Source organism: Acidovorax sp. NCPPB 3576 (assembly GCF_028473605.1).
Classification (GTDB): Bacteria; Pseudomonadota; Gammaproteobacteria; order Burkholderiales; family Burkholderiaceae_C; genus Paracidovorax.
This window is the reverse complement of the sequence record NZ_CP097267.1, coordinates 2,912,795-2,932,505: the sequence shown is the minus strand read 5'-3', so window position 1 is coordinate 2,932,505 and position 19,711 is coordinate 2,912,795. Positions and strand designations below refer to the sequence as shown.

Genomic DNA, 19,711 nt, shown 5'->3' with positions numbered 1-19,711 from the left:
CCGAAGATATCATCGAAAAAGGTCGGCAAATCGTGGATGTTCTCCTGTCTCGAAGGTGATGCCTGCGTCAATGTTGTCCAAACATTTCATTCGTAACAGGCTGAGGAAAGCATCGACATGGCAACGCAACTGTGGCAGTTCTGGGTGGACCGTGGCGGCACCTTCACCGACGTGGTGGGCCGCCGGCCCGACGGCTCCCTGGTCACGCACAAGCTGCTGTCCGAAAACCCCGGGCACTATCGCGATGCCGCGGTGGCCGGCATCCGCCACCTGCTGGGCCTGGCGCCCGGCGCGCCCGTGTCGCCCACGCAGGTGGAGTGCGTGAAGATGGGCACCACCGTGGCCACCAACGCGCTGCTGGAGCGCAAGGGCGAGCCCACGCTGCTGGTGACCACCCGCGGCTTTCGCGATGCGCTGCGCATCGCCTACCAGAACCGTCCCCGCCTGTTCGACCGCCGCATCGTGCTGCCCGAGTTGCTGTACAGCCGCGTGATCGAGGCGCAGGAGCGCGTGGGGGCCCACGGCGAGGTCGAGCAGGCGCTGGACGAGGCCCACCTGCGCGAGCGCCTGTGGGCCGCCCACGACGCGGGCCTGCGCAGCGTGGCCATCGTGTTCATGCACGGCTACCGCTACACCGCGCACGAGCAGGCGGCGGCGCGGCTCGCGCGCGAGGCGGGCTTCACGCAGGTCAGCACCTCGCACGGCACCAGCCCGCTGATGAAGTTCGTGAGCCGGGGCGACACCACCGTGGTCGATGCCTACCTGTCGCCCATCCTGCGCCGCTACGTGGAGCAGGTGGCGGCCGAGATGCCGGGCGTGCCCCTGTACTTCATGCAGTCGTCGGGCGGGCTCACCGATGCGCACCGTTTCCAGGGCAAGGACGCGATCCTCTCCGGCCCGGCCGGCGGCATCGTGGGCATGGCGCGCACGGCGGAGCTGGCCTTCGCGGGCGAGGCGGGAGGTGCCGGCGGGGCCGCGGCCCCCGGGGATTCGGTGCGCGTGATCGGCTTCGACATGGGCGGCACCTCCACCGACGTGAGCCACTACGCGGGCGAGTTCGAGCGCGAGTTCGAAACCCAGGTGGCGGGCGTGCGCATGCGCGCGCCGATGATGAGCATCCACACCGTGGCCGCGGGCGGCGGCTCGCTGCTGGAATACGACGGCGCACGCTTTCGGGTGGGCCCGCAGAGCGCGGGCGCCAACCCGGGGCCGGCCAGCTACCGCCGTGGCGGGCCGCTGGCCGTGACCGATGCGAACGTGATGGTGGGCAAGATCCAGCCCGCACACTTTCCGCACGTGTTCGGCCATGGCGGCGACGAGCCGCTCGATGCGGGCGTGGTGCAGGCCCGCTTTGCCGACCTCGCGGCGCAGGCCGGCCGCCCCGCGCACGACGTGGCGCACGGATTCATCCAGATCGCGGTGCAGCAGATGGCCAATGCCATCAAGAAGATCTCGGTCGCACGGGGCTACGACGTGACGCGCTACACCCTGCAGTGCTTCGGTGGCGCGGGCGGGCAGCACGCCTGCCTGGTGGCCGATGCGCTGGGCATGCAGCGCGTGTTCGTGCATCCGCTGGCCGGGGTGCTTTCGGCCTATGGCATGGGCCTGGCCGACCAGAACCTGATCCGCGAGCAGGCGGTGGAGGTGCGTCTGTCGCCCGAAGCCCTGGGCGGCATCGGCCGCACGCTGGATGCGCTGGCCGCGGCGGCCCGGGCCGAGATGGCACAGCAGCAGCTGGGCGCCGCGCCGGTGTCGGTGCGCCGCCGGGTGCATGTGCGGTACGAGGGCTCGGACGCGGCGCTGGTCGTGCCTTTCGGTGAGGTGCCGGAGGTGGCGGCCATCACGGCGGGGTTCGAGGCGGCCTACCGCCAGCGCTTCGCCTTTCTCATGCCGGGCCGGGCGTTGATCGTGGAGGCGGTCTCGGTCGAGGCGGTGGTGGCGGGCGACGCGCCGGTCGAGCCGGTACAGGCCCTGCACCCGTCGCGCGAGGCGCCGCGCCGCGGCACCGTGCGCATGTACACCGTGGGCGTCGATGGCGTGCCCGCGTGGCACGACGCGGCCCTGGTGGTGCGCGAAGACCTGCGCCCCGGCGACGTGATCGCCGGCCCGGCCATCATTGCCGAGAAGAACGCCACCACCGTGGTGGAGCCGGGCTGGCAGGCCGCGCTGACGGCCCTCGACCACCTGGTGATCGACCGCACCACCGCGCGCAGCGTGCGGCATGCGCTGGGCACCACGGTGGACCCGGTGCTGCTGGAGGTGTTCAACAACCTCTTCATGAACATCGCCGAGCAGATGGGCCTGCAGCTGCAGAACACCGCGCACTCGGTGAACATCAAGGAGCGCCTCGATTTCAGCTGCGCGCTGTTCGACGCCGAAGGCCACCTGATCGCCAACGCGCCGCACATGCCGGTGCACCTGGGCTCGATGGGCGAGAGCATCAAGGCGGTCATCCACCGCAATGCCGGGCGCATGCAGCCGGGCGACGTGTACGTGCTGAACGACCCCTACCACGGCGGCACGCACCTGCCGGACATCACCGTCATCACGCCCGTGTACCTGGCCGAAGAGGCCGAGCCCACGTTCTACGTGGGCAGCCGCGGCCACCATGCCGACGTGGGCGGCACCACCCCCGGCTCGATGCCGCCGTTTTCCACGCGCATCGAGGAAGAGGGCGTGCAGATCGACAACGTCAAGCTGGTGGAGAGCGGCGTGCTGCGCGAGGCCGAAATGGTGGCCCTGCTGCAGGGCGGCGAGTACCCCAGCCGCAACCCGCAGCAGAACCTGGCCGACCTGAAGGCGCAGATCGCCGCCAACGAAAAGGGCGTGCAGGAGCTGCGGCGCATGGTGCAGCAGTTCGGACTGCCCGTGGTGCAGGCCTACATGGGCCATGTGCAGGACAACGCCGAGGAGTCGGTGCGCCGCGCCATCACCCGCCTGGCCGCCCGGCTCCAGGACGGCGCCTTCACCCTGCCGCTGGACAACGGCGCGCAGATCCAGGTCGCGGTGCGCGTGGACGCCGCGGCACGCAGCGCGGTGATCGACTTCACTGGCACCTCGCCGCAGCAGGCGAACAACTTCAACGCGCCCACGGCGGTGTGCATGGCCGCGGTGCTGTACGTGTTCCGCTCGCTCGTGGACGACGACATTCCGCTGAATGCCGGCTGCCTCAAGCCGCTGCAGGTCATCATCCCGCCCGGCTCCATGCTCAACCCCTTGCCGCCGGCGTCCGTCGTGGCAGGCAACGTGGAGACGTCCACTTGCATCACCAACGCGCTGCTGGGCGCGTTGGGCGTGTCGGCGGGCAGCCAGTGCACGATGAACAACTTCACCTTCGGCAACGACCGCCACCAGTACTACGAGACCATCTCGGGCGGCAGCGGCGCGGGCGGGGTGTTCGGCGACGGCGGAGAACTGGTGGACGGTTTCGACGGCACGGGCGTGGTGCAGACGCACATGACCAACTCGCGCCTGACCGATCCGGAGATCCTGGAGTTCCGCTTTCCGGTGCGGCTGGAGAGCTATGCCATCCGCGCCGATTCGGGCGGGGCCGGGCGCTGGAGGGGCGGCAACGGCGGCGTGCGCCGGGTGCGCTTTCTGGAGCCGATGACGGCCGGCATCCTCTCCAACGGGCGCCGCCACGGCGCGTTCGGCATGGCGGGCGGCCAGCCTGGGCAGCCGGGCGTCAACCGCGTGGTGCGTGCGGACGGCCGGGTGGAGGTGCTGGAGCACATCGGCCAGGCGCAGATGGAGCCGGGCGACGTGTTCGAGGTGCACACGCCGGGCGGTGGCGGCTTTGGTGGTGCGGGTTCGGCATCCGATTGAAAAAGGCCACCAGCGCATATGGGACTAGGGCCTGTTGCTATTTATTCAATAGCAACAGGCCAAGGCCACAGCTGGTCGCCATCCCTTCCAGGGCCGCGGTTCGGCATATCAGCCAAAAAGGCCTCCACCGCATATTCCACTAGGGCATATTGCTATAAATTCAGTAGCAATCGATTCAGGAGTCGCGGTCGGTGCTCTCCAGCAGGCGGCTCAGGCTGGGCGGCACGTTCTGGCCGGCCCGGCGCGCGCGGAACAGGGCCGCGCGCATCAGGAAGATGTTGGTCACCGGCACGGTGACCGCCACGAACAGGCCGATGAGCAGCGCGTGCAGCGCCAGCCCGGCGCCCTGGACCGAAAAGTACAGCAGCGTGGCCAGCACGATGCACCAGCACCCGAGCGTGGCGATCACGGAAGGCGCATGCACCCGCTCGAAGTAGGTCGGCAGGCGCAGCAGCCCGAGCGACCCCAGCAAGGCGATGCCGCACCCGATCAGCACCAGGGCCGCGATGGCGATCTCGGCCCACAGGGGCAGGGTGGTGGCGGTCATTCGATCACCTCGCCGCGCAGCAGGAACTTCGCCATCGCGGTGGAGCTGGCAAAGCCCAGCAGCGCGATCAGCAGCGCCGCCTCGAAATAGTTCGTGCTGCCGTAGTAAATGCCCAGCACCAGCATGCACAGCATGCCGTTCAGGTACATACAGTCCAGGGCCAGCACCCGGTCCTGCGCCGAGGGGCCCTTGAGCATGCGCACCAGGGCGCACGACATCGCCAGCACCAGCAGGAAGACCGCGATCGGCAGTGCGATGGCCAGGATGGAACCGTTGGTCATGATTCGAAAATCTCCATCAGGGGGCGCTCGTAGCGCGTTTTGACGTGATCGATCGCGGCCTGCTTGTCGTCCAGCTCCAGCACATGCAGCATGAGGATCGAGCGGTCTAGCGACAGTTCGGCCCACGACGTGCCGGGAGTGATGCACACGATCATCGCCAGCACGGCCAGGGCGTTCGGGTCCCGCATCTCCAGCGGAATCTGCACGAAGCCCGGCGGGTGGGGCCGCCGGCCCGATGGCGTGGCCAGAAAGCGCAGCAACTGCAGGTTGGACGCCAGGCTGTCGGCGATGACCGACGCCACCAGCCGCAGCACGGTGCCCGGCCGGCGGATGCGCACCGGCAGGGGCCGCAGGCCGCGCGTGAGCGCGGGAATGGCGATCGCCACGAAAGCCGCCAGCACGATCTGCCCTGCGCTGACCCGGTTGAGCATCAGCCACAGCACGAACAGCGCCACGGACAGCAGCGGGGCCGGGAACAGGCGTTTCATGGCGTCTCCTGGGCCGGCGGCTGCGCCGGCGTGACCGGCCCGGGCACGGGCCGCGCCGACATGACCGCGCGGATGTAGTTGGACGGCGTGTGCAGCGCGTTCGCCGTGGCCTGCGTGAACCGCATCACCGGACCGGCGTACAGCGTGAGGCCCACGCACCCGGCCAGCAGCACCGCGATCGGCAGGCCCTCCAGCACGCGCAGTTGGGGCGGGCGGCGGTCGTGCGTGGTCCAGAAATAGCGGATGCCGGTGCGCGTGAGCGCGATCAGCGCGAAGAGGCCCGTGACGATCATCAGCGCCAGCAGCATCCAGCCCGGCGCGCCGGGCTGGTAGCCGGCCGATGATCCCAGCCCCAGCGGGTTGAGTAGCGCGGTGAGCATGGCGAACTTGCCCACGAAGCCCGACAGCGGCGGCAGCCCGGCGATCACCAGCGTGCACAGCAGGTAGGCCAGACCCAGGAAGGCGGCGGCTGCGGGAATGACGCGGCCGATCAGCACGGTTTCGTCTTCGTCGAGGTTCAGGCCTGCGGCGGGCACCAGCTCGGCGGTGAGAAAGGGCGCGTCGTCGTGCCGCTCGTGCGGCGCGAGCGTGGCCCCGTCGTTGCGCCAGCGGTCGATCAGGTCGGCCAGCAGGAACATCGCGCTGATCGCCAGAGTGGAGCTGGGCAGGTAATACAGCAGCCCGGCGGTCAGCACGTTCTGCCCGAAGCCGGCGGCGGCCAGCAAGGTGCCGGACGAAAGAATGGCCGCATAGCCCGCCAAGTGCGTGAGCCGCTGCGAGCCCAGCATGCCGATGCCGCCGAAGGCCATGGTGAGCATGCCCCCGCCGATCAGCCACAGGCTGCCGAACAGCGCGGAGGCTCCGGCCTCGCTGCTGAACATCAGCGTCCACAGCCGCAGGAGGGTGTACACGCCCACCTTGGTCATCAGCGCGAACAGGGCCCCTGCCGGCGCGGTGGCGGCACTGTAGGCCGGCACCAGCCAGAAGTTGAGCGGCCACATCGCGGCCTTGATGAGGAAGGCCGTGGCCAGGATGGCCGCTGCCGCATGCAGCAGGCCCCGGTCCGCCGCCGCGACCTTCGGGATGCTCTGCGCCAGATCGGCCATGTTCAGCGTGCCGGTGATGCCGTAGAGCATCGACACGCCGATGAGGAACAGCGACGACGCCGCCAGGTTGATCGCGATGTAGTGCAGACCGGCCTGCACGCGCGTGCGGCCCGAGCCGTGCAGCAGCAGCCCGTAGGAGGCCGCCAGCATGATCTCGAAGAATACGAACAGGTTGAACAGGTCGGCGGTGAGGAACGCGCCCGCCAGCCCCATCAGCTGGAACTGGAACAGCGGGTGGTAGTGCACCCCGGCGCGGTGCCAGCGCGCGGCCGCGAAGACGATGGAGCACAGCGCGACGGCACTGGTCAGCACCAGCATCATGGCCGAGAGCCGGTCCAGCGCCAGCACGATGCCGAACGGCGCCGGCCAGTTGCCCGGCAGGTACACGCCCATGGTGGTCGGCACGGTGGCCTGGGCGGTCCACAGCAGCAGGGCCACGGCGATCATCAGCCCGAGAAAGGTGGATGCGATGTTCAGGCCCAGCTTGAACCGCTGGCGCTCTTCGCGCAGCAGCAGCATCAGCGCGGCGGTGAGCAGCGGCAGCACGATGGGGGCCAGCATCAGGTGCGGCATCAGCGCGGAGAGGGTGTGCGCCAGGGCCGGGGTCATGGCATCTCCTGCACGTCGTGCGAGCGCGTGCCGTCCACATGGTCGGTGCCCGACATGCCGCGCGATGCCAGCAGCACCACCAGGAACAGCGCCGTCATGGCGAAGCCGATCACGATGGCGGTCAGCACCAGCGCCTGCGGCATGGGGTCGGCATAGTGCAGCAGGTCTTTGGGGATGCCCTCCACCAGCACCGGCTCCTTGTTGATGGCCAGGCCCAGGCGGCCCATGCTGAAGATGAACAGGTTGACCGCATACGACAGCAGCGCCAGGCCCATGATGACCTGGAAGGTCCGCGGGCGCAGCAGCAGCCACACGCCGGAGCCGGTGAGCACGCCGATGGCAATGGCGAGAACGATTTCCATCAGCGGGCTCCTCCTTCAGGGGCGGTGGCGCCGGGGCTGGCGGCCAGCTCGGCCTCGCGCTCCTCGGCCAGGCGCGCGTGGTAGCGGTGGCCCCGCACCGACTGGTGGGCAATGGCGGTGAGGATCAGCAGCGTCGAGCCGACCACCAGGGTGAACACGCCGATGTCGAAGAACAGCGCGCTGGCGATGTGGATGTCGCCGATCACCGGCAGGTGCAGGTGTGCGGTGTGGCTGGTCAGGAACGGGTAGCCCAGCGCGATGGCGCCCAGCCCGGTGCCCAGGGCGAACAGCAGCCCCATGCCGATCCAGCGGCGCGGGTAGAGCGGCAGGTGGGCCTCGACCCAGTGCGTGCCCGAGATGATGTATTGCAGCAGCAGCCCCACCGACAGCACCAGCCCGGCCACGAAGCCGCCGCCCGGCTCGTTGTGGCCCCGCATGAACATGTAGAACGACACCAGGGCCGTGAATGGCAGCAGCAGCCGCACCAGCACGGCGGGCACCATCAGGTAGCCGATGGCGGTGTCGGCGGCATTGCGCGGGTTGAGCAGGTCGGTCTGCAGATCGGCCGGCATGTTGCGCTGCTGCTCGGGCAGGTCCATGGTCTCGCGCGCGGGGCGGAAGCGGCGCAGCAGCGCATAGACCGTCAGGGCGACGATGCCCAGCACCACGATCTCGCCGAAGGTGTCGAAGCCGCGGAAGTCCACCAGCATCACGTTGACCACGTTGGTGCCGCCGCCCTCGGTCTGCGCACGCTCCAGGAAGAAGGTGGAGGTGCTCTCGGGGAACGGCCGGCTCATCATGGTGAAGGCCAGCCAGGCCATGCCGCCGCCGGCGGCCACCGCCACCGCCATGTCGCGCAGCCGCCGTGCCCGCACGATGCCCGGATGGGTTGTATCGACGCCGCGCAGCCGCTCGTCGCGCCGCGGCAGCCAGCGCAGGCCCAGCAGCACGAGCACGGTGGTGACGATCTCCACCACGATCTGCGTGAGCGCGAGGTCGGGCGCCGAGAACCACAGGAAGGTGATGCAGGTGCACAGGCCCGCGCCGCCCATGAGCGTCAGCGCCGCGAGCCGGTGGTACTTGGCCTGCCACGCGGCGGCCACCGCGCAGATCGAGCCGAGGGTCCACAGCACGACGAAGGCCGGCGACAAGGGCAGGGTGCCGCGGTCGCCGAGCTGCAGGCCCTGCGTCCACAGCGGCAAGGCCGCGCCGGCCAGCGCCGCCAGCACCAGCCACAGCATCTGCCACTGCAGCCGCGGCGTGGCCATCAGCCGCCGGCCGTTGTGCCCGCACAGCGTGAGCCAGGTGAGCGCGATCTCGAACAGCCGCCGCCCGCTCACACGGTAGATGAGCGGGGGCGCATCCACCTTGCCCGCGGCGCGCTGGCGGCGCAGCAGAAGATAGAGCGCGGTGCCGCCGCCCAGGGCGACCAGGCTCATCACGAAGGGGGTGTTGAAGCCGTGCCAGATGGCCAGGCTGAATTCCGGCAGGGTTCCGCCGACCACCGGGCGCGCAGCCGCGTCCAGATAGCGCCCGACCGACCACGCGGGAAAGGCGCCGACCACCAGGCAAGCCAGCACCAGCAGCTCCACCGGCACGCGCATCCAGTGCGGCGGCTCGTGCGGCTGGCGGGGCAGGTCTTGCGCGCGCGGGCCCCAGAAAACGTCCACGATGAAGCGCAGCGAATAGGCCACGCTGAACACGCCGGCCAGCGTGGCGGCGACGGGCAGCACGGTGGCCACGAGCGGCGAGGCGTCGAGGAACACCGTCTCGGCGAAGAACATTTCCTTGGACAGAAAGCCGTTGAGCAGCGGCACGCCCGCCATGGACGCACTGGCCACCATCGCCAGCGTGGCCGTCACCGGCATCATGGTGCGCAGCCCGGACAGGCGCCGGATGTCGCGCGTGCCGCTTTCATGGTCCACGATGCCCGCCGCCATGAAGAGCGACGCCTTGAAGGTGGCGTGGTTCATGATGTGGAACACGGCCGCCACGGCCGCCAGCGGGCTGTTCAGCCCCAGCAGCAGCGTGATCAGGCCCAGGTGCGAGATCGTGGAATACGCCAGCAGACCCTTGAGGTCGTTCTGGAACATGGCCGCGTAGCCGCCCACCAGCAGTGTGCACACGCCCGCGCCGCCCACCAGCCAGAACCAGGGCTCGGTGCCGCCCATCACCGGCCACATGCGCGCCAGCAGAAAAACGCCTGCCTTCACCATCGTGGCCGAGTGCAGGTAGGCCGACACGGGCGTCGGCGCGGCCATGGCGTTGGGCAGCCAGAAGTGGAAGGGAAACTGCGCGCTCTTGGTCAGCGCGCCCAGCAGCACCAGTACCAGCGCCGTCAGATACCAGGGGTGGTTGCGGATCTGCTCGCCGGCGGCCAACACATGGTCCAGGTCGTAGCTGCCCACGATGTGCCCGATCACCAGCATGCCCGCCAGCATGCACAGCCCGCCGGTGCCCGTGACCGTGAGCGCCATGCGCGCCCCGCGGCGCGCGTCCTGGCGGTGGTACCAGTAGCCGATCAGCAGGAAGGAGGACAGGCTGGTCAGCTCCCAGAAGAAGGCCAGCTGGATGATGTTGCCCGACAGCACCACGCCGGTCATCGCCCCCATGAACGCCAGGAAGAACGAGAAGAAGCGCGGCACCGGATCGGCCGGCGACATGTAGTAGCGCGCATACAGCACCACCAGCGAGCCGATGCCCAGGATCAGCATGCAGAACATCCAGGCGAACCCGTCCATGCGGATCACCAGGTTCAGCCCCAGCGCGGGCAGCCAGGGGATCTCCTGCCGCAATACCCCGCCCGCGGCGATCTCCGGAAAGCACAGCGCCGTCTGTACCGCGCAGAACAGCGCGATCGCACCGGCGAGCGTGGATTCGGTGTTGCGCGCATTCGATGGCAGCACCGCCGCCAGCAGGCTGCCGATGAAGGGGAGGAGGACGAGGAGGATCAGGGGCATGCCCGAACGATTCTACGGGCATGCCTTTTCGCACCTGCTATGAATACCCTAGCAGAGCCCGGAGATTGGGCCTGCTGCGGGCCCGGAATCCTTTGGGCGTCTAACGCGACGCGCCTGCGATCGGCGGCTGCGGGGCCGCTGCAGTGGGCGATTGGCCGAACGCTGCGCCGTTGACGGTCAAACCTTCGTTGGAAAGCCGCGCGGCGGAGGTCTTGCCCATGCCCTGCACGCGCGCGACGAGGTCGGTCCAGCCCTCGAAAGGGCCTTGCTCCCGCGCCTTGAGGATCTTGGCCGACAGGGCAGGGCCGATGCCTTTGATGCCGTCCAGATCGGCCACGGAGGCGGTATTGACCTCCACCGCGGCCGATGCGGCCATGCAGTGAAAAGCCGCGACCAGGGCGATCAGGGAGCGCAGCAGGGCTTTGGCGCGGGACGGCAGTCGAGGCCCGCCGTTAAGGTGTTTCATGGCAAGGGGCGTCACAGCTCTTCCACGCGCCGGGCCGGGTAGCTGTCCCAGGTCTGGCATCCGGGGCACTGCCAAAAATGCTGCCGCGCCTCGAAGCCGCAGGCCGCGCAGCGGTAGCGGGTGAGGGGCTTGGTCGCCTGGTCCAGCGCTTTTTGCACCTGGGGATGGAACTGCTCATGCTCGAGTTTTTCCTGCGCCAGCCACTTTGCGGCGGCCACCAGCGAAGGTTCCTTGTCCAGATGGCGCACATACCACTGTGGCCCCGGCCGGGCCGCGTCGCCCGAAGCCTCGTCCATCGACACGATGGCCTCCAGCATGTCCAGCGACGGCGCCCGTTCGTAATGGCCGAGCAGCAATTGGTAGGTTTCGTCCGTCCGCCGCGTGGCCGCGCCGACTTCGACGAGCAGCGGCGCCGCCAGGGGCAGGGCGCCGGGTGATTCGCGCGACAGTTCCAGCAGCGTGGCGAATGCTTTTTCCGGCCGGCCGCAGCGGTGGTGCAGGCGGGCCAGTTCGATGCGCGGCCGGGGTGCGTGGGGCGCGGCGGCCACGGCCTCTTCCAACTGGGCCTGCGCCGCTTCCTGGTCGCCCTGGGCTGCGCGCGCAATCGCCTGTTCGCACAGGTAATGGGCCTGCCGCGTGCTGAAGTCGCCCTGGTGCGAGCCGTGCATCTTGAGGGCGATGGCCGCAGCCTGAGGCCAGTCGCGCGAGCGTTCGTAGATGGCCAGCAGGGCCAGGCGCGACTGGCTTTCGAACGGCGTGTTCTCCAGCCGGCGCAGGGCATCTTCTGCACGGTCGAGCAGTCCCGCCTTGAGGAAGTCCAGCGCCAGCGCATGCTGCGCCCGGTCGCGGTCGGTGCGGCTCAGGTCGCCCCGGGACAGCAGATGCTCGTGCACGCGCACGGCGCGGTTGTATTCGCCCCGGCGGCGAAAGAGATTGCCCAGCGCGAAATGCAGCTCGGACGTGTCCGGATCGTTCTGCACCGCCTCGATGAACGCATCGATCGCCTGGTCCTGCTGCTCGTTGAGCAGAAAGTTCAGGCCCTTGAAATAGGCCTTGGGCGCACGGCGGTTCTCTTCCCTCAGCTGCTTCAGGTCGAAGCGGGAGGCGAACCATCCCAGCACGAACGCCAGCGGCAGGCCCAGCAGCAGCCAGCTGAAATCAAATTCCATGGATGGAGGGCGGTTGTTGTTGCAGGTCCGGCACGGCGGGTGCCGCCACCGGCGCAGGGGCAGCGGGCTCGGGCGGCAAGGCGGCCTGCGCGCGGCGGGCGGCGCTGCGGTGCTTCCACCAGCGGGGCACCATGCCCAGCACACCCACCACGACCCCCGCTGCGAAGGCGGTCAGCACGACGAGCACCAAGGGGGCGCTCCAGTGCGTGCCGAAGAAAAAGTGCACGGTGGCGTCTTGCTGGTTGTTCAGCGCAAAAGCGAACAGGGTAAAAAAAATGGCTGCCTTGAGCAGCCACAGGAGGTATTTCATGCGTCTCCCTGGTGGTGTGGGGGCATTCTACGGGCACGCCGTGGCGTGTCTTCCATCCTTGCCGATACCCGTGCTACAGGCTGTCGGCGCTTGACAGGAAAGCGCGGGCAGCTATCAATTTTGATCTTTCGGCTGCGGGGCATCGACGATGCCCATTTCGACCGTGCGCTGGTCCACCGCTTCGCGCAGCGCCTTGCCGGGCTTGAAGTGGGGCACGCGCTTTTCCGGGATCGCCACGGCTTCGCCGCTGCGGGGATTGCGTCCCATCCGGGGAGGGCGGTGGTTGACCGAAAAGCTGCCGAAACCCCGGATCTCGATGCGGTGCCCGCGCACCAATGCGTCGCCCACGGCGTCCAGAATGGTCTTGACGGCGTACTCGGCATCGCGCTGGGTCAGCTGGCTGAACCGTGCTGCCAGTTCTTCAACGAGGTCTGATCGGGTCATGGAATCCTAGTCTTTGCAACCTGGGAAACAGAACAAAAAGAAGCGGGCGCACGAGGCGCCCGCCGTTCACAACCGCCGAAGCGGTCGTTGTTCGACTCTCGGCTTACTTGTCCGAGTTGTCCAGCTTGGCGCGCAGCAGGGCGCCCAGGCTGGTCGTGCCGGCGCTCTCGCGGCTCGATTGCTGGCTCAGGTTGGCCATGGCGCCTTGCTCGTCGGCCATGTCCTTTTGCTTGATCGACAGCTGGATGTTGCGGGTCTTGCGATCCACGTTCACCACCACGGCCGTGACTTCGTCGCCTTCCTTGAGCACGTTGCGGGCATCTTCCACGCGGTCGCGTGAGATTTCCGAAGCGCGCAGGTAGCCGATGATGTCTTCGCCGAGGTCGATTTCAGCGCCACGGGCATCCACGGTCTTGACCTTGCCGGTCACCGTCTGGCCCTTGTCGTTCACCGTCACGAAGGTCGTGAACGGGTCGCCGTCGAGCTGCTTGATGCCCAGGGAGATGCGCTCGCGGTCCACGTCCACGGCCAGCACGATCGCTTCGACTTCCTGGCCCTTCTTGTAGTTGCGAACGGCGGCTTCGCCGGTTTCGTTCCAGGACAGGTCGGACAGGTGCACCAGGCCGTCAATGCCGGCAGCCAGGCCCACGAACACGCCGAAGTCGGTGATCGACTTGATCGGGCCCTTGACGCGGTCGCCACGCTTGGTGTTCTGTGCAAACTCTTGCCATGGGTTGGCCTTGCACTGCTTCATGCCCAGGCTGATGCGGCGCTTGTCTTCGTCGATCTCGAGGACCATGACTTCGACTTCGTCACCCAGTGACACGAGCTTGGAAGGAGCGATGTTCTTGTTCGTCCAGTCCATTTCGGAGACGTGCACCAGGCCTTCGATGCCGGGTTCCAGTTCCACGAAAGCGCCGTAGTCGGCAATGTTCGTGACCTTGCCGAACAGGCGGGTGCTCGAAGGATAGCGGCGCGAAACGCCCATCCAGGGATCGTCGCCCATTTGCTTGAGGCCCAGGGACACGCGGTTCTTCTCGGTGTCGAACTTGAGGATCTTGGCCGTGATTTCCTGACCGGCCGTGACCACTTCCGAAGGATGGCGAACGCGGCGCCATGCCATGTCGGTGATGTGCAGCAGGCCGTCAATGCCGCCCAGGTCCACGAATGCACCGTATTCGGTGATGTTCTTGACCACGCCTTGAACGATGGAGCCTTCCTTGAGGGTTTCCATCAGCTTGGCGCGCTCTTCGCCCATGGACGCTTCCACCACAGCGCGGCGCGACAGCACCACGTTGTTGCGCTTGCGGTCGAGCTTGATGACCTTGAATTCCAGGGTCTTGTTTTCGTAAGGCGTCAGGTCCTTGATCGGACGCGTGTCGATCAGCGAACCTGGCAGGAAGGCGCGGATGCCGTTGACCAGCACCGTGAGGCCACCCTTGACCTTGCCGCTGGTCGTGCCGGTGACGAATTCGCCGGATTCCAGGGCCTTTTCCAGCGCCAGCCAGGAGGCCAGGCGCTTGGCGGTGTCGCGCGACAGGATGGTGTCGCCGTAACCGTTTTCGATCGAGCCGATGGCCACGGAGACGAAATCGCCTACTTGGACTTCGACTTCGCCCTTGTCGTTCTTGAACTCTTCCAGGGGCACGTAGGCTTCAGACTTGAGGCCAGCGTTCACCACGACGAAATTGTGTTCCACGCGCACGACTTCGGCGGTGATCACTTCGCCCGGACGCATTTCGGTGCGTGTCAAAGACTCTTCGAAAAGGGCGGCAAAAGATTCAGACATGTATTTCCTAAAGCGCAAACAGGGTTCCGACAGCACCATTGCCATCGTTTTTAAAGCTGCCTGCGGAGGTTTTTTGCGGCAAAACCGCGGTTAGGTTGTAGAACCGCACGGCCTGGGCGCTGCATGCGCGTGTGGGACCGTATGGGCCTGCCCGGGGCAGCGAGCCTCGGGTTTGCAACCCCGTGCCTAGATGGCGAAGGGCTGTCGTTCCTGCCACCAGGCAAGCACTTGCTCGACGGCCGCATCGACCGTGAGCGAGGAGTTGTCCAGAACCAGGGCATCCTGCGCCGGCTTCAAGGGCGCAACGCTGCGGGAGCTGTCCCGGGCGTCGCGCGCCTCCAAATCGGCGCGAAGATCCGCGATGCTAGCCGAAATCCCCTTTGAAATCAACTGTTTATGCCGGCGTTCCGCCCGGCATGCCGCGCTGGCGGTCAAGTAGACCTTCAGGGCTGCCTGGGGAAAGATCACGGTGCCCATGTCGCGTCCGTCCGCCACCAGGCCGGGAAGCCGCCGGAAACTGTGCTGCAGCGCCACCAAAGCCTCCCGCACGGCGGGAAGCGCAGAGACGCGCGAGGCATTCATGCCCGCTTCTTCGGTGCGTATTGAATCGGTCACATCGTCGGCACCGAGCCAGATCCGCCCGCCCTCGAAACGCACGGGCAGCGCGCGTGCCAAGGTTGCGATGCGCGACTCATGCGCGGCATCGATCTGCAGGCCTGTGCGCAGGGCCGCCAGCGCGGCAATGCGGTACATGGCACCGGAATCCAGAAAACGGTAGCCCAGCCGCTGCGCCACGGCAGCCGCCACGGTGCCCTTGCCGGATGCCGTCGGGCCGTCGATGCAGATCACCGGAATGCGTTCGGTGGGGGTTTGCGTGACGGAAAACAGCGCTTCGAAATAGTCGGGGAACGTCTTGGCCACGCATTTGGGGTCTTGAATGCGTATAGGCAGGGCCGCCGGGTTGAAGGCTGCCAACGAAAAGCACATGGCCACGCGGTGGTCGTCGTAGGTGTGGATGCTGGCGGCACGCCAGTCCGCCAGCGCCGCCGGTGGGGTGATGCGCAGAAAATCCGCACCTTCTTCCACCAAGGCACCGAGCTTGCGTAGTTCGGTCGCCATGGCGGTCAGGCGGTCGGTTTCTTTCACGCGCCAACTGGCGATGTTGCGCAGGGTGGTCGTCCCTTCGGCATACAGCGCCATGACGGCAAGCGTCATGGCGGCATCGGGAATGTGGTTGCAATCGAGATCGATGGCCTGGAGCGGCCACGCCCCCCGGCGGATCTTGAGCCAATTGGGGCCGCCCGTGACCTGCGCGCCCATGGCCCGCGCGGCCTCGATGAAGCGGATGTCGCCCTGGATCGAGTCTTGCCCCACGCCAAGGATCTGCACGCCATCGTCGTGCTGCGCGATGCCTGCAATGGCGCCCAGCGCAATGAAATAACTGGCCGACGACGCATCGGCTTCGACATGGATGCTTCCCGGCGAACGGTATCGGCTGCCAGCCGCGATGGTGAACCGCTGCCATTGGTCGTGCTGCACATCGATGCCGAACCGCGAGAGCAATTGCAGCGTGATATGGATGTAGGGACGGGAAATCAGCTCGCCCACCACCTCGATCACCACGTCTTCCTTGACCGCGACGAGCGGCAAGGCCATCAGCAGAGCGGTGAGGAATTGGCTCGACACGTCCCCGCGCACGGGAATCGCCTTGGACAGCGACAGCGGCGGTACGCCCTCTGCATGCGCGATGCGAAGCGGCGGAAACCCTTCGTTGCCCAGATAGTCGATGCGGCATCCGAACTGGCGCAGCGCATCCACTAGGTCGCCGATGGGGCGCTCATGCATGCGTGGCACGCCGGACAACTCGAACTCGCCGCCCAGCAGTGCCAGCGCAGCCGTCAGCGGGCGCATCGCGGTGCCAGCGTTGCCCAGGAAGAGCGCAGCCGGGGCGCGCGCAGGTTGGGTGCCCAGGCCCGTGATGCGAACGCTGGCGCCTTGCTCGTCCACTGCGCAGCCCAGTTGCCGCAGCGCATCGAGCATGACCCGCGTGTCGTCGGAGGCCAGCAGGTCGTGGATTTCGGTGGTGCCTTCGCTCAGCGCCGCCAGCAGCAAGACGCGGTTGGAGATGCTTTTGGAGCCCGGCAACTGAATGGCACCGCCCGCCGTGGCCAGTGGCGGAAGGTCGAGAAACTCAGTGCTGAACATCAGGAATTGTGGGTCGTTGTGCGCTGCGCGCCCATGCGCCAGTGCGCGCGGGTCTCGCTGGCCAGGGTGATCAGGTCTTCCAGCGCCTGGGAGTTGCCCTGCTGCATGGCCTGTTCCATTTGCTGCAGTGCCTGCTGGAAAAGCCGCGACTGCGACAGCAGTTCCTCGCGGTTGGACAGCAGGATGTCGCGCCAGACCTTGGGGTCGCTGGCCGCGATGCGGGTGAAATCGCGAAAGCCGGGGCCTGCCAAAGACAGGAACATATCGCCATGGTCCTGCGCCGTGATGCTGTTCATCATCGCGAAAGCCAGCAGATGCGGCAGGTGGCTGACCGATGCGAAGGCTGCGTCGTGCGATTCGGGCGACATGCTTTGCACTCTGCAGCCCAGCGTGCGCCACACTTCTTCGGCTTTCTGCAAATGAGCGGTCAGGGTCCGCTCGGTCGGCGTGAGGATGACCTGGCGCCCGCTGTACAGCTCGGCCTCCGCGTACTCCACACCGGACACTTCGCGTCCGGTGATCGGATGGGCGGGAACGAAAGAGCCGACCTGGTCGCGCAGGGCGCGGCGCGCCGCCTGTACCACATCGGCCTTCGTCGATCCCACGTCCATGACGAGCATTTGCGGCGTGACGAGGTGCTTGATGGCCTTGAGCGTGGCTTCGGTCGCGGCCACGGGGACGGCAATCAAAACAATGTCCGCGCCCGCCACGGCGAGCAAGGCCGAGGGCGCCTCGACATCGATCACGCCCATCTGGCGGGCGCGGTCGGTGGTGGATGGCGACTTGCTGTAGCCGACCACGCGCTTGACGAGTCCAGCCTTCTTCATGGCCAGGGCGAACGATCCGCCCATCAAGCCGCAGCCGATCAACCCGAGTTGTTCAAACATGGCGGGGCCGCTCATGGCGCGACCGGGTAGGTGCCCAGCACCTTGTAGAACGCGCACAGTGCGCGCAGTTCTTCGAGGGCGCGTGCCACATGGGGCAGGGACGGGTGGCCGTCGAGGTCGATGTAGAAGTAGTACTCCCACTGGCCGGTGCGGGCTGGCCGGGATTCAAACCGGGTCATCGACACCCCGTGCGTCTTGAGCGGCACCAGCAGATCATGGACCGCCCCTGGCCGGTTGGGCACGGAGATCACCAGGCTCGTGCAGTCCTTGCTCGAAGGCGGCGGCGTCTGCAGCGTGTGCGGCAGGCAGATGATGGCGAACCGGGTGCGGTTGTAGGCATCGTCCTGGATGGCGTGTGCAACCAGGTGCAGGCCGAATTGCGTGGCAGCACGTTCGCTGGCAATTCCCGCCCAAGCCGGGTTGGTGGCGGCGAGCCGGGCACCCTCCGCATTGCTGGACACCGGACGGCGTTCTGCGTGGGGCAGGTGCTTGGACAGCCACCCTTGGCACTGTGCGAGCGCTTGCGGATGCGCCAGCACGGCTTCGATGCCTTCGAGCGAGTCGGATTGACGCATCAGGTTGTGCCGCACCAGCAGGCTGACTTCACCGACCACGTGGCAAGGCGTGTGCAGAAACAGGTCGAGCGAGCGGGTCACCACGCCTTCGACCGAATTCTCCACGCCGACCACGCCGTATTGCGCGCTGCCTGCCGCCGTGGCGTGGAACACCTCGTCGAAATTGGCGCAATACATCAGGTCGGCTGCGCCACCGAAGAACTCCACTGCTGCCTGCTCGCAGAAGGTGCCGGCCGGGCCGAGCACGGCCACCCGCTGCGGGGACTCGAGCGCCAGGCAGGCGGACATGATCTCGCGCCAGATGGCCGCGACATGCGGTCCCTTCAACGGACCGGGATTGGCCGTCTGGATTTTTTCGATGACCTGGGCCACCCGGTCAGGCCGGAAGAAGGGCGTGCCTTCGCGCTTCTTGATTTCGCCCACCCGTTCGGCGACCAGGGCGCGCTGGTTCAGCAGCGTGAGCAACTGCTGGTCGATGTTGTCGATCTGGACGCGCAGGCTGGCGAGGTCCGGAGAGGCTTGCGGAATGGTCATGAAAATGTGGAGGAGCGTTTCTCTGGGCGGCGATCAGGGCTCAAGCGTGCTTCTGTTCAAATTCTCGCATGTAGGCCACCAGGGCCTCGACGCCTGCCAGGGGCATGGCGTTGTACAGGCTGGCGCGCATGCCGCCCACCGATTTGTGCCCTTTGAGCTGCAGCAGGCCCCGCTCCTTGGCGCCCGCCAAAAATGCATCGTTGCGCGATTCGTCGCGCAGGAAAAAGGGAATGTTCATGCGGGACCGGGCGTTTTCAGACACCTTGTTCACGTAGAACTGCGATTGATCGATGGTGCCGTACAGCAGCCGGGCTTTGGCGATGTTGCGTTGCTCCAGCGCTGCGATACCGCTGAGTTCGCCCTCGCGCTGGCGCTTGAGCCACTGGAACGTGAGGCCGGCCACGTAGATGCCCCAGGTGGGCGGGGTATTGAACATGGACCCGTTGTCCGCCACGATCTTGTAGTCGAAGGCACTGGGACAGGCGGGCAGGGCATGGCCGAGCAGGTCCTCGCGCACCACCACGAGCGTGAGGCCAGCCGGCCCCAGGTTCTTTTGCGCCCCGCCGAATGCCAAGCCCACCCGCGACCAGTCGACAGGGCGTGACGCCACGTGCGAGGAAAAGTCGATGACCAGCGGAGCGTCGCTGCCCAATGCTTTGAGGTCGGGTAGTTCGTGGAACTCGACGCCGTGGATGGTCTCGTTGCTGCACAGGTGCAGGTAGCTCGCACCGCGGCTCAAATCCCAGCTGGCAGGCTCGGGCAGCGTGGTGAAGTTGCTGGATTCGCTGGACCCCACCACGCGCACTTCCGCCGCATATTTGCGGGCTTCTTTCACCGATTTCTGGCTCCAGCTACCCGTGACGACCATGTCCACCGTCGCTGCGCGCGAAAGGTTCAGCGGCACGATGGCGTTCTCTGCCAGTCCGCCACCCTGCATGAAAAGGATCTTGAAATGCGAAGGCACCGCCAGCAGCTCACGCAGGTCGGCTTCGGCCTGTTCGTAGATCGAGACGAATTCCTTGCCGCGGTGGCTCATCTCCATGACGCCCATGCCGCTTCCATGCCAGTCCAGCATTTCGGCAGCCGCTTGCTGCAGGACTTCGGCGGGAATGGCGGCCGGGCCGGCGGAGAAGTTGTACGGGCGATTCATGGTT

General features: G+C 67.1%; 16 protein-coding genes. 1 reads left to right on the top strand and 15 read right to left on the bottom strand.

Translation table 11 applies throughout. The annotated features are described in order from the left end of the window. Positions 1-117 precede the first annotated feature (117 nt). Positions 118-3,825: a hydantoinase B/oxoprolinase family protein gene (locus tag M5C98_RS13440; protein WP_272547938.1), complete on the top strand. Its 3,708-nt coding sequence runs from the start codon at positions 118-120 to the stop codon at positions 3,823-3,825. Between the two features lie 175 nt (positions 3,826-4,000). On the opposite strand, the gene mnhG is transcribed toward M5C98_RS13440, so the two are convergent. The 15 genes from mnhG to serC all read right to left on the bottom strand — a co-directional run bounded on the left by mnhG (position 4,001) and on the right by serC (position 19,707). After that, positions 4,001-4,372, bottom strand: coding sequence for a monovalent cation/H(+) antiporter subunit G (gene mnhG, locus M5C98_RS13435; RefSeq protein ID WP_272547937.1), 372 nt, complete (start codon positions 4,370-4,372; stop codon positions 4,001-4,003). Next, positions 4,369-4,653, bottom strand: coding sequence for a K+/H+ antiporter subunit F (locus M5C98_RS13430; RefSeq protein ID WP_272547936.1), 285 nt, complete (start codon positions 4,651-4,653; stop codon positions 4,369-4,371). Before M5C98_RS13430 ends, mnhG begins: the two co-directional genes overlap by 4 nt. Beyond that, the gene (locus M5C98_RS13425) at positions 4,650-5,141 is read right to left on the bottom strand and encodes a Na+/H+ antiporter subunit E (protein ID WP_272547935.1); all 492 of its coding nucleotides are present in this window, start codon (positions 5,139-5,141) and stop codon (positions 4,650-4,652) included. The genes M5C98_RS13430 and M5C98_RS13425 overlap by 4 nt, the downstream gene beginning before the upstream one ends. Further along, positions 5,138-6,856: a monovalent cation/H+ antiporter subunit D gene (locus M5C98_RS13420; protein WP_272547934.1), complete on the bottom strand. Its 1,719-nt coding sequence runs from the start codon at positions 6,854-6,856 to the stop codon at positions 5,138-5,140. The genes M5C98_RS13425 and M5C98_RS13420 overlap by 4 nt, the downstream gene beginning before the upstream one ends. Then, positions 6,853-7,218, bottom strand: a complete 366-nt coding sequence (locus M5C98_RS13415) for a Na+/H+ antiporter subunit C (protein ID WP_272547933.1) — start codon at positions 7,216-7,218, stop codon at positions 6,853-6,855. The genes M5C98_RS13420 and M5C98_RS13415 overlap by 4 nt, the downstream gene beginning before the upstream one ends. Next, on the bottom strand, positions 7,218-10,178 hold the full coding sequence (locus tag M5C98_RS13410) for a monovalent cation/H+ antiporter subunit A (protein WP_272547932.1): 2,961 nt from the start codon (positions 10,176-10,178) through the stop codon (positions 7,218-7,220). The genes M5C98_RS13415 and M5C98_RS13410 overlap by 1 nt, the downstream gene beginning before the upstream one ends. A gap of 100 nt (positions 10,179-10,278) precedes the next feature. Continuing rightward, positions 10,279-10,644: a ComEA family DNA-binding protein gene (locus M5C98_RS13405; RefSeq protein WP_272547931.1), complete on the bottom strand. Its 366-nt coding sequence runs from the start codon at positions 10,642-10,644 to the stop codon at positions 10,279-10,281. An 11-nt stretch (positions 10,645-10,655) separates the two neighbouring features. Further along, on the bottom strand, positions 10,656-11,813 hold the full coding sequence (gene lapB / locus M5C98_RS13400; RefSeq protein WP_272547930.1) for a lipopolysaccharide assembly protein LapB: 1,158 nt from the start codon (positions 11,811-11,813) through the stop codon (positions 10,656-10,658). Next, on the bottom strand, positions 11,803-12,123 hold the full coding sequence (locus tag M5C98_RS13395) for a LapA family protein (RefSeq protein WP_272547929.1): 321 nt from the start codon (positions 12,121-12,123) through the stop codon (positions 11,803-11,805). Before M5C98_RS13395 ends, lapB begins: the two co-directional genes overlap by 11 nt. 114 nt (positions 12,124-12,237) lie before the next feature. Then, entirely contained in the window at positions 12,238-12,567 is a 330-nt protein-coding gene (locus M5C98_RS13390; protein WP_272547928.1) for an integration host factor subunit beta, read from the bottom strand. Positions 12,568-12,670: 103 nt separating this feature from the next. Further along, positions 12,671-14,356 (bottom strand): 30S ribosomal protein S1, encoded by a 1,686-nt coding sequence (gene rpsA, locus M5C98_RS13385; RefSeq protein ID WP_272547927.1) that lies wholly within the window; start codon positions 14,354-14,356, stop codon positions 12,671-12,673. 186 nt (positions 14,357-14,542) lie between these two features. Continuing rightward, positions 14,543-16,561 (bottom strand): bifunctional 3-phosphoshikimate 1-carboxyvinyltransferase/cytidylate kinase, encoded by a 2,019-nt coding sequence (locus M5C98_RS13380; RefSeq protein WP_272547926.1) that lies wholly within the window; start codon positions 16,559-16,561, stop codon positions 14,543-14,545. Next, entirely contained in the window at positions 16,561-17,448 is an 888-nt protein-coding gene (locus M5C98_RS13375; RefSeq protein WP_272547925.1) for a prephenate dehydrogenase, read from the bottom strand. The genes M5C98_RS13380 and M5C98_RS13375 overlap by 1 nt, the downstream gene beginning before the upstream one ends. An 11-nt stretch (positions 17,449-17,459) precedes the next feature. Then, positions 17,460-18,557 (bottom strand): prephenate dehydratase, encoded by a 1,098-nt coding sequence (pheA, locus tag M5C98_RS13370; protein ID WP_272547924.1) that lies wholly within the window; start codon positions 18,555-18,557, stop codon positions 17,460-17,462. Between the two features lie 40 nt (positions 18,558-18,597). After that, positions 18,598-19,707: a 3-phosphoserine/phosphohydroxythreonine transaminase gene (gene serC, locus M5C98_RS13365; RefSeq protein WP_272547923.1), complete on the bottom strand. Its 1,110-nt coding sequence runs from the start codon at positions 19,705-19,707 to the stop codon at positions 18,598-18,600. Between the last annotated feature and the right edge of the window lie 4 nt (positions 19,708-19,711).